The organism is Mesorhizobium sp. WSM4807 (assembly GCF_055811615.1).
Genome location: NZ_JBVVQY010000008.1, coordinates 32,225 through 44,980 on the forward strand (window position 1 = coordinate 32,225; position 12,756 = coordinate 44,980).

General features: G+C 59.8%; 12 protein-coding genes. 11 read left to right on the forward strand and 1 reads right to left on the reverse strand.

All coding sequences use genetic code 11. The features are described 5' to 3' along the window. The first annotated feature begins 15 nt into the window (after positions 1 to 15). The 4 genes from AC0L3N_RS12560 (at position 16) to nifA (ending at position 4,683) form a co-directional block, all read left to right on the forward strand. Entirely contained in the window at positions 16 to 1,125 is a 1,110-nt protein-coding gene (locus tag AC0L3N_RS12560) for an electron transfer flavoprotein subunit alpha/FixB family protein (RefSeq protein WP_473547900.1), read from the forward strand. 11 nt (positions 1,126 to 1,136) lie between these two features. Further along, positions 1,137 to 2,444: an FAD-binding protein gene (locus AC0L3N_RS12565; protein WP_473547901.1), complete on the forward strand. Its 1,308-nt coding sequence runs from the start codon at positions 1,137 to 1,139 to the stop codon at positions 2,442 to 2,444. A 12-nt stretch (positions 2,445 to 2,456) separates the two neighbouring features. Continuing rightward, entirely contained in the window at positions 2,457 to 2,756 is a 300-nt protein-coding gene (locus AC0L3N_RS12570; protein ID WP_473457739.1) for a ferredoxin family protein, read from the forward strand. Between the two features lie 169 nt (positions 2,757 to 2,925). Beyond that, positions 2,926 to 4,683 carry a nif-specific transcriptional activator NifA gene (gene nifA / locus AC0L3N_RS12575; protein WP_473547902.1) on the forward strand — a complete coding sequence of 586 codons (1,758 nt, stop codon included), beginning with the start codon at positions 2,926 to 2,928 and terminating at the stop codon, positions 4,681 to 4,683. 422 nt (positions 4,684 to 5,105) lie between these two features. On the opposite strand, the gene AC0L3N_RS12580 is transcribed toward nifA, so the two are convergent. After that, positions 5,106 to 5,327, reverse strand: a complete 222-nt coding sequence (locus AC0L3N_RS12580; protein ID WP_473548083.1) for a hypothetical protein — start codon at positions 5,325 to 5,327, stop codon at positions 5,106 to 5,108. Here AC0L3N_RS12580 and nifB point away from each other — a divergent pair. From nifB to AC0L3N_RS12615, 7 genes are all read left to right on the forward strand, one after another. Next, entirely contained in the window at positions 5,242 to 6,660 is a 1,419-nt protein-coding gene (gene nifB / locus AC0L3N_RS12585) for a nitrogenase cofactor biosynthesis protein NifB (RefSeq protein WP_473548068.1), read from the forward strand. The genes AC0L3N_RS12580 and nifB overlap by 86 nt on opposite strands. 32 nt (positions 6,661 to 6,692) lie before the next feature. Beyond that, positions 6,693 to 6,887, forward strand: a complete 195-nt coding sequence (locus AC0L3N_RS12590; protein WP_008878193.1) for a 4Fe-4S dicluster domain-containing protein — start codon at positions 6,693 to 6,695, stop codon at positions 6,885 to 6,887. Positions 6,888 to 6,976: 89 nt separating this feature from the next. Then, positions 6,977 to 7,297: a nitrogen fixation protein NifZ gene (locus AC0L3N_RS12595; protein WP_473547903.1), complete on the forward strand. Its 321-nt coding sequence runs from the start codon at positions 6,977 to 6,979 to the stop codon at positions 7,295 to 7,297. After that, on the forward strand, positions 7,294 to 7,506 hold the full coding sequence (gene nifT, locus AC0L3N_RS12600) for a putative nitrogen fixation protein NifT (protein ID WP_040594248.1): 213 nt from the start codon (positions 7,294 to 7,296) through the stop codon (positions 7,504 to 7,506). Before AC0L3N_RS12595 ends, nifT begins: the two co-directional genes overlap by 4 nt. 38 nt (positions 7,507 to 7,544) lie before the next feature. Next, positions 7,545 to 8,429: an SIR2 family NAD-dependent protein deacylase gene (locus AC0L3N_RS12605; protein WP_473547904.1), complete on the forward strand. Its 885-nt coding sequence runs from the start codon at positions 7,545 to 7,547 to the stop codon at positions 8,427 to 8,429. Positions 8,430 to 8,522: 93 nt separating this feature from the next. Then, positions 8,523 to 10,385 (forward strand): ABC transporter ATP-binding protein, encoded by a 1,863-nt coding sequence (locus AC0L3N_RS12610; RefSeq protein ID WP_473547905.1) that lies wholly within the window; start codon positions 8,523 to 8,525, stop codon positions 10,383 to 10,385. Then, a complete protein-coding gene (locus AC0L3N_RS12615; RefSeq protein WP_473547906.1) occupies positions 10,385 to 12,289 on the forward strand; it encodes an ABC transporter ATP-binding protein in 1,905 nt (634 codons plus the stop codon). Before AC0L3N_RS12610 ends, AC0L3N_RS12615 begins: the two co-directional genes overlap by 1 nt. Positions 12,290 to 12,756: the final 467 nt, after the last annotated feature.

A 12,756-nucleotide genomic window follows, 5' to 3' on the forward strand; every position in this document is an offset into this window, starting at 1 on the left:
CAAGGAGCAGACCATATGTCGAGCACGAACTCAGACACCCCTCGCCAGCCCCCCGGCCGTGCCGGCATGAAGAAGGAGCTTCCTGAGCGTTTCAGGGACTATCGGCACGTTTGGGTTTTCATTGAGCTCGAACGCGGCCAGGTCCATCCGGTATCCTTCGAACTGCTTGGTGAGGGCCGCAAGCTGGCGGACAAACTTGGCGTCCAGCTCGCGGGCGCTGTGCTCGGACCGCCTGGAGAAGCCACCCAGAACGCAGTCGCCGAGGCCTTCGCTTATGGCGCCGACCTTGTCTACTTCGTTGAGGCGCCGCTGCTCGCCGACTATCGCAATGAGCCTTTCACCAAGGCAATGACGGATCTGGTTGATACTTACAAACCCGAGATTCTGCTTCTCGGTGCGACCACGCTCGGCAGGGATCTCGCCGGTTCCGTCGCGACGTCCTTGCTGACAGGGCTAACGGCCGACTGCACCGAACTCGACGTGGATACCGACGGTTCACTCGCCGCGACCCGTCCGACTTTTGGGGGCTCCTTGCTATGCACGATCTACACGCTCAATTACAGGCCGCAGATGGCGACGGTGCGACCGAGGGTCATGCCCATGCCGCAGCGGGCAGACAGAGCGATCGGGCGTGTCATCGCGCACAAGCTGTCGCTCGCCGAGGATGAAATCGTCACGAAAGTGCTTGGGTTCCTTCCGGACAGCCAGTCGGGCATTGCCAATCTCGCCTATGCGGATGTGGTGGTTGCGGGAGGGCTTGGTCTCGGCGGAGCGGAGAACCTGCAGCTTGTGAAGAGTCTCGCGCGAGTGATCGGGGCCGAATTCGGCTGTTCGCGGCCGCTGGTCCAAAAGGGCTGGATGTCGGCCGATCGGCAGATCGGCCAAACAGGCAAGACAATCCGGCCGAAGCTTTACATAGCGGCCGGAATTTCCGGCGCCATCCAGCACCGCGTTGGAGTTGAGGGAGCCGATCTCATCGTGGCCATCAACACCGACCCGAACGCGCCGATTTTCGATTTCGCTCACCTCGGGATCGTCACCGATGCGGTCCGTTTCCTGCCCGCGCTGACCGAGGCCTTCACCCGGCGGCTGTCACCGCACAGTCGCGACAAGCTTGCGAGCTAAGGGAGATGGAAATGATCAACGAAGAGTTCGACGCCATTGTCATCGGCGCCGGCATGTCCGGGAACGCAGCTGCTTACACCATGGCAAGCGACGGCTTGAAGGTACTCCAGTTGGAACGAGGTGAATATCCGGGCTCCAAGAACGTCCAGGGCGCCATCATGTACGCGAACATGCTGGAGAAGATCGTCCCGGATTTCCGCGATGATGCACCGCTCGAGCGGCATCTGGTTGAACAGCGGCTCTGGGTGATGGACGACACCTCCCACACCGGGATTCACTATCGGTCGGACGACTTCAACGAGGTGAAGCCCAACCGCTATACGATCATTCGTGCCCAGTTCGATAAATGGTTTTCGCGCAAGGTGCGCGAGGCCGGCGCAACGGTTCTGTGCGAGACGACGGTGACGGAACTCGTCCGTGACGCCAAGGGCAAGGTGATCGGCGTCCGCACGGATCGGGCCGGCGGAGCGATCTACGCGGACGTAGTTGTTCTTGCAGAAGGTGTCTGCGGGCTGCTTGGCACGCGGGGCGGTCTTCGCAAGATGCTGAAGCCGGAAGCGGTGGCGCTCGCAGTAAAGGAGATGCATTTCCTGCCCGAAGAGGTCATTGAGCAGCGGTTCGGGGTCAAAGGGAGTGAAGGCTGCGTGATCGAGGCAGTCGGCACGATATCCCACGGCATGGCCGGGCTCGGGTTCCTCTACACCAACAAGGAATCGATCTCACTGGGCATCGGCTGCCTCGTCTCGGATTTCGCCGCGAAGATGGAGAGCCCTTACGCCCTTCTCGACGCGCTAAAAAACCATCCTTCGATCCGGCCGCTGATCGCCGGTTCGGAGGTGAAAGAATACGCGGCGCATCTCATTCCCGAAGGTGGCTACAAGGCTATTCCGCAGCTCTTTGGCGACGGTTGGGTCGTTGTCGGCGATGCCGCGCAATTAAACAACGCCGTTCATCGCGAGGGTTCGAACCTCGCCATGACCTCCGGTCGCATTGCGGCTGAGGCTATCATCCAGGTGAAGAGACGCAACGATCCAATGACCAAACGGAACCTCGCCCTTTACCAGACGATGCTGGATAAATCATTCGTAGTCAAAGACCTGCGGAAATACAAAGACATGCCAGCTTTACTCCACACTAACGCCTGCAATTTCTTCACGACCTACCCGCGGTTGATGTCGCAAGCCGCGCAAAACTTCATGCGTGTCGACGGCACGCCAAAGATCGAAAAGGAAAAGGCGACCACGGCAGCCTTCATCAAGGCGCGCTCGCGGTTGGGGCTGGTCAGCGACGCGATCCGGCTGGCATTGGCGTGGCGATGAGGCACTGACGACATGACGAACCCAGGGACAGAATTACGTGTCGAAGACAAGCTTTACCAGAACCGCTATCTGGTGGACTCCGGCCGTCCGCATATAAAGGTGCGACCGCACAAGCAACCAAGCGCGAATCTGCTCGCGCTGACACGCGTCTGTCCAGCGAAATGCTATGAGTTGAACGACAAAGGTCAAGTTGAAATCACCGCCGATGGCTGCATGGAGTGCGGCACCTGCCGCGTTTTGTGCGAGGCCAGCGGCGAGATCGAATGGAATTATCCGCGTGGTGGCTTCGGCGTCCTCTTCAAGTTCGGATGATCGGCTTTAGCACCGTTTCGGCGGGTGTGCACCTGTGTACTCCCGAACTCGCGACAAAGCGCAATCTTGCCGGCACCATCTCGCCAAACTGCGGAGCGAGTGAACTTCCTGAACTGATGAAATGGCGCTTGGGAGGAGCACCCTGGACCACAACCGCTGAGGTGTTTCCATGGCTCACATACGGCCGGATGATCGGGTCAACGGAGTAGGACCTCGAGACACCTTCCGCAAACCCGCCAGTGATGGGATGTTCGAAGCAGATGACTGGCTCAGGGGAATCTACGAGGTGTCGAAGGCGCTGACGGCTCCCGCCCGGCTGGAGGTTACGCTGGCCAATGTCGCGAACACTCTCCCGTCGTTTGTGCAAATGCGTCATGGAGCAATCTTTGTCCTGGACTCTGAAGGTGAGCCGGAGATCGCCGCGAGTGCCGGCAGCGGCCCATCAGGCACTCACCCCATCATACCAAAGGCGGCAATAGATCAAATCGTCGCTACGGGCACGCGGCTCGTCATCGCGGACCTCAGCACGTCCGAGTTGTTTCAGGCCGAGCTTCAAACACGTCCTGGTGTCAGTTCCCTCCCAATGGCCTTTATCGGCGTCCCGGTTAAGGCTGAGGACAGGATCCTTGGGACGTTGTCGATCGTAAGAGACAGCGCAAACGGGTCCCGCTACGATGAGGACATCTGCTTCCTGACGATGGTGGCCAACCTCGTAGGCCGCACTATTCGCCTCCATCGCGGCTTGACTAGGGATCGTGAGCGGCGCGTCGATGAGAGCTGGACAGCGGAGAATTCGTCAGATGAGGACCGGACCGACCCCGTCCCGCATGCACCCGCCAAGATGGATGGGATCATCGGGGAGAGCCCCGCACTCAAGCAGGTGCTCGAAACCGTCTCCATTGTAGCAAGGACGAATTCCACCGTGCTTCTGAGGGGCGAGAGCGGCACCGGCAAGGAGTTTTTCGCGCAAGCCATACATAGGCTCTCGCGCCGGCGGAGGAAGTCTTTCGTCAAGTTGAACTGCGCCGCACTGTCGGAAAGCGTTCTGGAGTCGGAGCTGTTCGGACATGAAAAAGGCGCCTTCACAGGGGCAATTTCCCAGCGCGCCGGCCGTTTTGAATTGGCAAACGGGGGAACGCTGCTACTCGACGAAATCGGCGAGATTTCGCCTGCCTTCCAAGCCAAGCTGTTACGCGTCTTGCAGGAAGGCGAACTGGAGCGTGTTGGCGGTACCAAGACGCTGCAGGTGGACGTGCGACTTATATGCGCCACCAACAGGGATCTCGAGTCGGCTGTCGTAAACGGGGATTTCAGGGCCGACCTTTATTATCGCATCAATGTGGTGCCAATCATCCTGCCTCCGCTCAGAGAGCGACCGGGGGATATTCCTCGCCTTGCGAACGCCTTCCTCGAACGATTCAACAAGGACAACCATCTCGAACTCGCCTTCGCGCCGTCGGCGCTCGAGTTTATCTCGCAATGCTACTTCCCTGGTAACGTCCGCGAATTGGAGAACTGCGTGCAAAGGACGGCCACGCTAGCGCGTTCAAGGACAATCGCTCCATCAGATTTTGCCTGCAACAATAACCAATGCCTATCTTGGCTCCTCTGGAAAAGAGCTGATCATTCGCACAGCGGCAATACCGGCAACCAGCGCTTTCGAAGCAATATAATGCCCGCCGGATTGCCGATGCCGGCCGGGCGCTTCGGCGCCCCGCAGGATAACGTGCGGCCCCATACTGCCGACCCTGCAAACGATCCCGCTCTCTCTGCAATAGGCCCGCGCCTGACGGAACGCGATCGGCTGATCGGCGCGATGGAGAAGGTCGGCTGGGTTCAGGCCAAGGCCGCCCGTGTCCTCGGCGTCACGCCGCGACAGGTCGGATACGCTTTGCGCCGACACGGTATCGATGTGAAGAAATTCTAGCGTTCTAATGACGTGGAGAACGAGAACACTGCGTCAGCTACGCCCATGTATCGGAGCCCGGCCAAAGCTGCGCGAGTGTGTGATGCTGTCACACCCCTTCATCACCCGCCCTTGCCGACGTCTTGCCGATCGCAGAAAGGAGTCACCCCACTCTCCTGAATCGGAACCATGCAGACCAAGTGAGCAGCGGCAACTTCACCGCGGACGAGCTCGCCGTCGCCGAGAGCGACATCCTCGTCGGAAGACCGGTCGGGAGTTGTGCCGAGGGCGATCACGGCCGAGCGGTCGACGCGGGATTTCTATCTTGAACTGATGTCCGGCCGGGTCGCCTTCCTCACCTTCTAACATAGTCCTGTTAGAAGTCCGACAAAGCTATGTCGGAGCAACTCCATGATATCCGACGCGCAAAGCCAATTCGTGAACTAGCGCCACTTTTTCAGTTGGCATTGCTCTTGCGCTTCGAACCGCGACGTTAACCCGTAACGGAGCCGTTCAATGGCCGCACCGGTGATTTCAGTTGAGAGCCTGACCGGCGCGAGGTTCTCCGACCAGTTGCTGGTGAGCGCGAAGTCAGGTGGCTGCGCATCTTCGTCCTGCGGGTCGTCGACAAGGCCGGACGATGTGGATCCGGCCATCTGGGACAAGATCAAGGATCACCCGTGCTTTTCAGAAGAGGCGCACCACTATTTCGCGCGCATGCACGTCGCCGTCGCGCCGGCCTGCAATGTCCAGTGCAACTACTGCAATCGCAAATATGATTGCGCCAACGAAAGCCGGCCCGGGGTTGTCTCGGAAAAGCTGACGCCCGATCAGGCAGTACGCAAGGTGATCGCGGTCGCCAATGAAGTGCCGCAGCTTTCCGTGCTTGGCATCGCCGGACCGGGCGATGCCTGTTACGACTGGGAGAAGACGAAGGCGACGTTCGAACGCGTCGTCAGGGAAATCCCCGACGTCAAGCTCTGCGTCTCTACCAACGGGCTCGCGCTGCCGGACCACGTCGACGAGCTTGCCGACATGAATGTCGATCACGTGACGATCACGATCAACATGGTCGATCCGGAAGTCGGCGCAAAGATCTATCCCTGGATCTTTTACGACCATCGCCGCTACGTCGGCATCCAAGCCGCCAGAATTCTGCACGAGCGGCAGATGCTGGGGTTAGAGATGCTGAGCGCGCGCGGCATCCTCACCAAAATCAATTCGGTGATGATCCCTGGAGTGAACGACCAGCACCTGATTGAGGTGAATAAGTGGGTCAAGCAGCGCGGCGCGTTCCTGCACAACGTCATGCCTCTGATTTCCGACCCGGCGCACGGCACGCACTACGGACTGACCGGGCAGCGCGGTCCAAATGCAATGGAGATGAAGGCTCTTCAGGATCGTCTTGAAGGCGGCGCCAAGTTGATGCGCCACTGCCGGCAGTGCCGGGCAGATGCCGTCGGCCTGCTGGGTGAGGATCGTGGCCAGGAATTCACACTGGACCAGATTCCCGGCGAGCTCACCTACGATGCCGGCAAGCGCGAAGCCTATCGGGAGCTGGTCACGGACGAGCGCCGTGATCGCCTGGCGGCCAGGAGCGAAGCGATCGGAATGGTCAAGACAACGAGCTCCGGCAAGTCCCTCCTCGTTGCGGTGGCGACTAAGGGCGGCGGCCGCGTCAACGAACACTTCGGCCATGCCAAGGAATTCCAGGTGTATGAAGCGTCGCCGATAGGGATCAACTTTATCGGGCACCGCAAGGTTGAGCAGTATTGCCTCGGGGGTTGGGGCGAGAAGGCCACTCTCGACGGGGTCATCGCTGCGCTGGAAGGCGTAGACATAGTGCTTTGCGTCAAAATTGGAGATTGCCCCAAGGATCAGCTCGCGGCCGCCGGTATCCGAGCAACCGACGCTTACGGCCATGACTACATCGAAACGGCAATCAGCTCGATTTACGCCGCCGAGTCCGGCGTCCAGGCACTCGCCGCGACGGCCTGAACCCATCTCATTTACTCGAATCAGGAGTCAAAATGGCTTTCAAGATCATCGCATCCCAATGCACACAATGCGGCGCCTGCGAATTCGAATGCCCGTCGGGTGCGATCAAGTTCAAAGGCGAGAGCTACGTGGTCGAGCTGCAGAAGTGCACCGAATGCGAGGGAGCTTTCGACACGCAGCAATGTGCTTCGGTGTGTCCTGTGCCGAAGACCTGCGTTCCTGCCTGAGTCCACTGGGTACCCACACAACTGGCTGCCCCGGGGAATGCCTGCGCGCCTCATCAATGACACTAGCCTCAGAGAACCGAGGAACCGCCATGCGGCCCGCACGCGAACAGGAGGTCGAAATCCGCAGACCCCCCCAATTTCAGCCGGGAGAGCGGGTCCGTGCCACTCGCCACATTAAGAATGACGGCACCTATCCTGGCAGGGAGATCGGCGAAAATCTCGTGCGCAAGGGCGAAGAGGGTTATGTGCGCGACATTGGCACGTTTCTACAGCAGTTCTTCATCTACGCGGTCGAATGGATCGACCGTGGGACGGTCGTCGGAATGCGAGCGCGTGAATTGACGAGCCTCGACAAAGCCGACGCTCCCTGCAGTGCCGAAGAAAACGCCAATAAAGGAACGGCCGCATGAAAGTAATGATCCGCAGGACCGAGGCCGGGTTGTCGGCGTATGTCCCCAAAAAGGATCTCGAGGAGCCGATTATCAAGTTCGAGAACCAGGACCTGTGGGGCGGGGTCGTAACGCTCAGGAACGGCTGGCGGCTCCTCCTTCCCGATCTTCCGCCGCATACGCGTCTGCCGATCACCGTCGAGGCAAGGAAGCTTTCCGACGGGGACTGATGCCGCCCGTCAATGAGAGGCATCAAGAGGAAACGAGCATGAACACGATCCCGACCTCGGGCCACCTAGTCGTCGTCCGGGACAGTTTTGCCCGAAAGCTGCTTGAGCTGGCCAGACGAGCGTTAGTCTCCGATCAGGTGATCCCGTATCTCGGTCCGGGTCTCCTCCGGCTCAGCTCTGCTGAGCCGCCTGTGCCGTGTACCCCCGAAGCCGTTGCCGAGGCACTCAACACGCGGGCGCCAGCCCCCTCGAAGATCCGCACCAATATGTGGTCGGTCGCGCAGTTCATTGAACAGCGCCGGCATCGCCGCACACTTCAAGCTTGGATGACTGATATATTTGCGGGGCCGGCGGCGCCGAGCATCCTCCACGCCTGGCTCGCAAAACTCCCGCTCTCCCTCATCATCGACAGCTGGTACGAAGGCGCCATGCGCGCGGCGCTGGCAGAGGCCGGCCGAACCGACGTCGTCGAGATACAAGGCGTTACGCGGGCGAACGAAGTTGGCGACATTTGGACCAGAACTTACAACTTGTCGGGAAGAGAACTCGAGGCTGGAGCAGCGACGAAGACGGTTCTCTATGCGCCACATGGTAGTATTAGGCCGGCCGCAAATTTCCTCATCGCCGATTCCGACTATGTCGAAGCCCTGACTGAAATCGATATCCAGACGCCTATCCCTGACGTGGTCAAGGAACGACGCGTCGACCGGGGTTTTTTCTTCGTCGGCTGCCGCTTCAATGATCAGATGCTGCGCACTTACGCCAGGCAGATCATGAAGCGCTCAGAAGGCCCCCGTTACGCGATAATGGACGGGCAAACGCTGACCAGAAACGAAGCCCGTTTCCTTGCGGCAAGCGGAATCACGGTGATCGACATGCCAGCGAGCGAAGCCGTGGCGCAACTCGCCGGATCAGCATCTTGAGCCGATGGTGGCCAGGATCAACTTAGAGGGACGTCTTTGATGTGAGTCGACCGGCTCGCTTCCGAAGGCGGAAAATTCAGTCGGGGGCACTCGGTGGGCAGTGATGCTGTTGGCACGACCTCTCTCAAATCGTCCGCGCATGTAAAAGCGGCCGGGTGGGGCCGGGGCTTGAGCACGCTACTGCGCATTACGCGCATGAATTTGAGGCACCCGTGGCAGGTCGCGTTAGCTATCGGTTCGACGATGGTAGCCGTAATCCTGCAGTTGCTCATTCCCCAGCTTCTCGGCCGGGCTGTCGACCAGACCCAGGTAGCCATCGGGGGTGGTGTCACGGTGACGGCTGCAGAACAAGCCCTCTGGACTCCTGCTCTCCTGCTGCTCGGCGCGAGTACGCTACGCGGCCTCTTTACGATGGCGCAAAACTACTTTGCCGAAGCTGTCGGGCACCACGTCGCGTACGAACTGCGGCTTGCTTGTTACGACAAGGTCCAGCGCCTGAGCTTTTCCTTTCACGACCGGGTGCATTCAGGCGACCTGATCACCCTCGGCATCCTCGATCTCGACGGCGTGCGGATGTATTTTTCCACCGCCCTGGTTAGGTTCTTTCTGCTCACCATGCTGATCGGGATAGGCGCCTGCATGATGATCTCAACCGATCCGGTGCTCGGTTTGATCGCGCTGAGCTTCGTGCCTTTCGTAGCCTGGCGATCGTCGGTCACCCAGCTTAAGCTACGCGCCATCTGGCTCGACCTACAGGAGCGGCTTTCCGTCCTGGGCCGCGTGATGGAGGAAAATCTCGCGGGCATCCGCGTGGTCCGGGCGTTTTCGGCACAGGCTTATGAGATGGCGAAGTTCGACATCGCCTCGACAAACGCGCTCGAACTCGCGCACGAGCAGGTTGACGTGTACGTGCCCAACACGTCGGCAATGACCCTCGCCTTCTTTGTCGCCATGGGGTTGGTCCTCTGGGTCGGTTGCGACAAACTCATCGCCGGCCAGATCAGCGTTGGAACGCTCACGACGTTCCTGACGTTCATGACGATCCTGCAAATGCCCGTCCGCCAGATCGGACTGATGGTCAACGGCTTTGCCCGCGCTTACACTTGCGGTTCGCGCCTCTTCAGTCTGCTCGACCAGGACATCACGATCGGGGATGCTTCCGGTGCAAGACCGCTCGAGATCGGTGAAGGAACTCTGCGCTTCGACAATGTCTCGTTTGCATATCCCGGCACCGGAAACCGCGTCATTCTAAAGAATATTACCTTCTGCGCCCGTAGGGGCGAGACGATCGCGATCGTGGGTCCGCCGGGTTCTGGCAAGTCGACAATTGCTCACCTGATCCCCCGCTTTTACGACGTCACTGGTGGCACCATCATGCTTGACGGGCAGGACATCCGCGGGGTCACCCTCGCATCGCTTCGCAAGGCGGTCGCGGTCGTACAGCAGGATGCATTCCTGTTCACAACCACGATCGAGAACAACATCGCTTATGGCGACCCCTGGGCGAAGGAAAAGCCGATCGAGCGCGCTAGCGAATCCGCCCAGTTGCACAATTACATTCTCGGCCTCCCCGCTGGCTACAAGACGGTCGTCGGCGAACGTGGCGCCTCTCTCTCGGGCGGCCAGCGTCAGCGTGTCACCATAGCTCGCACGATGATGTTGCGCCCATCAATCGTCGTTTTCGACGACTCAACGGCCGCGATCGACGCCGCCACAGAGCAGCGCATCCGCGCGGCGATACGGCGTTTCGCCAAGGATAGGGTGACGATCATCATCGCCCACCGGCTGAGTTCACTCAAGCACGCCGACCGGATTCTGTTTGTCGACAACGGCGAGATCGTGGAACGCGGCACCCATCAAGAGCTTTTGGCCAAGCCAGGACGCTATAAGGCCCTTTATGATCTTCAGTTGCGCCCGGGAGATGACATTGCGACCACGTTTGGAGGCGCGCCCTGATGGCCAAGCGGCACGCCAACGAACTCGAAATCGAACCGAATGATAGCGGTAGACGCCCTCCGCGCGCGGTCGTCGGGTCCCATCGCATCGAGGAGGAGATCTTTGGCCGGGCTTTCGACAAGAACATCATTCGCCGCATATGGGCCTTCGTTCGTCCCTACCGAGCCATGGCGGTCGTCTCGCTTGCCGCATTGCTGATTTTCACCGGCACGCAGCTTCTCATCCCGCTGATCATCCGCTACGCGATCGACCACGCCATAACTCCGGTAGGCGCTGATGCCTCCGCCCTGCTTGAGGCCGCCATCGCGTTTGCGCTTGCCATTCTGGTTAATTTCGGCGCCGCCTACGCGCAAGAAACCGTGGTAGGGAAAATGGCCGAGAACGTCCTCTTCGACATCCGCCGCGCCATGTTTGCCCATCTGCAGAAGGTATCGCTCTCCTTCATGGACAAGACCGAGGTAGGACGCCTGATGTCTCGCCTTCAGGGCGACGTCAACTCTATCCACGAATTTCTCGAAAACTCGATCTACTCCGTAGGCGACATTGCGCTTCTCTTCGGCATCATCTTCGTAATGCTGTCGGTCAACTTCAACCTCGGCTTTCTGACGCTCTCGGTCTTGCCGGCCCTGTTGATTATCCGCATCGTGTGGCTGCCGCGTGCCCGCGAGGCTTTCATGGCTGCACAAGAGACCAATTCAGTCGTCAACGGCGCATTGGCCGAAGCGATTCAAGGCGTCCGAACCGTCCAGTCCATGGACCGCCAGTACGTCAACTTCGTATTGTATGACGACAAGGCACATGCCGACCTCACGACCCACCTGACCGCTGCCAGATATGCACAGGTCATGGTTCCGATCGTCGATGGCCTCACCGGCCTCGCCATGGCTGTCGTCATTGTGGTCGGCGGCTCCATGATCATGAATGGCCGCGTCGATGTGGGCGTATTGGTTGCCTACATATTCTATATCCAACGCTTCTTTGACCCAATTCGCTCACTTACTCTGCAATATTCCGTCATGCAGCGCGCAATGGCCTCCGGCAAGCGCCTGACCGATGTGCTCGACGTCAGGATCGAGGTCCAGGACAAACCGGATGCCAGGATCCTTGCGCCCGAAATGGACGGCTCGGTCGAGTTCAGGGGCGTCACGTTCGGGTACGATCCCAAACAGCCGGTGCTGAAAAACGTCTCTTTCCGGGTCAATCCCGGCGAGACGGTCGCCTTGGTCGGGCCGACCGGCTCTGGTAAATCGAGCGCGATGGCCCTCGTCCACCGCTTCTATGATGTTCAGCAAGGCCAAGTGCTGGTTGGCGGACATGATGTGCGCGATCTCACCCAGGAATCGCTCGGCAACCAGATCGCCATGGTGCTGCAGGAGCCGTTTCTGTTCACCGGGACGGTTTTCGAGAACATCCGCTACCGCAAGACGGAAGCCACGCGCGAGATGGTGATCGAGGCCGCCAAGGTGGTCGGAGCCCACGACTTCATCATGAGCCTTCCCGACAGGTATGAAACTCAACTCGGCGAACGCGGCGGCAACCTTTCTCTGGGCCAGCGCCAGCTTGTCAGTTTCGCCCGCGCTCTCGTCGCCGACGCCAAGATCCTTGTTCTTGACGAGGCCACCGCCAGCATCGACAGCTACACGGAAATGCTGATCCAGAAGGCTCTCAGAAAACTCCTGGAAGGCCGCACCGGGCTTGTCATCGCCCACCGTCTCGCCACAATCCGTGGTGCCGATCGCATCATCGTGCTTCAGAACGGCCAGGTTATTGAGACCGGCAACCATGACAAACTGATGGCTATGGGCGGGCTCTATTCCAAACTCTACAATCTGAACTACTCGTCATTCGACGACATTCCCGAAGAGGAAGCCGATCCGACCGGACAAGCCGCCTCTCGTACCTGATGCTCCTTGCGAGCAGTATCTGACCGTCCAGGGGCACCCGCGAAAGCGCGGACAGCGATTGCGCTAAATCCCGGACGGCCATGGGAACCTGATCATCACCGGCCAGACCGGAACCGGCAAGTCGTGGCTGGCCGGAGCCTTCGGCCGGCAAGCAGCAGGGCTCGATCGTTTCGTGCTCTATGTGCGCGTGGCCCTGTTGGAGGATTGCGCTCGCCCATCTCGTCGGACGCTTCCCCCGCCTCGTCGACAAACTCACCCGCGCGCAACTGCTCGTCCTCGATGGCCCACTCCCCTACCGGGCAACAGCCCTCGCATCTGTGCGAATTCGTCGAGGAACGATATCGCCGCCCCGCCCGTGTCCCGATGGCCAGATGGCATTACCTCATCGCACACCCACCGTCGCCGACGCCATTCTCGCACGGATCGTGCATAACGCACACCGCACACCGCATGGTGCTCCAGGGCGA

Bases quoted from the DNA above. Each gene is read 5' to 3' on its own strand.
- AC0L3N_RS12605 (WP_473547904.1), top strand. From the start codon at position 7,545: ATGAACACGATCCCGACCTCGGGCCACCTAGTCGTCGTCCGGGACAGT.
- AC0L3N_RS12565 (WP_473547901.1), top strand. From the start codon at position 1,137: ATGATCAACGAAGAGTTCGACGCCATTGTCATCGGCGCCGGCATGTCC.
- nifT (WP_040594248.1), top strand. From the start codon at position 7,294: ATGAAAGTAATGATCCGCAGGACCGAGGCCGGGTTGTCGGCGTATGTC.
- AC0L3N_RS12590 (WP_008878193.1), top strand. From the start codon at position 6,693: ATGGCTTTCAAGATCATCGCATCCCAATGCACACAATGCGGCGCCTGC.
- AC0L3N_RS12615 (WP_473547906.1), top strand. From the start codon at position 10,385: ATGGCCAAGCGGCACGCCAACGAACTCGAAATCGAACCGAATGATAGC.
- AC0L3N_RS12595 (WP_473547903.1), top strand. From the start codon at position 6,977: ATGCGGCCCGCACGCGAACAGGAGGTCGAAATCCGCAGACCCCCCCAA.
- AC0L3N_RS12570 (WP_473457739.1), top strand. From the start codon at position 2,457: ATGACGAACCCAGGGACAGAATTACGTGTCGAAGACAAGCTTTACCAG.
- nifA (WP_473547902.1), top strand. From the start codon at position 2,926: ATGGCTCACATACGGCCGGATGATCGGGTCAACGGAGTAGGACCTCGA.
- AC0L3N_RS12560 (WP_473547900.1), top strand. From the start codon at position 16: ATGTCGAGCACGAACTCAGACACCCCTCGCCAGCCCCCCGGCCGTGCC.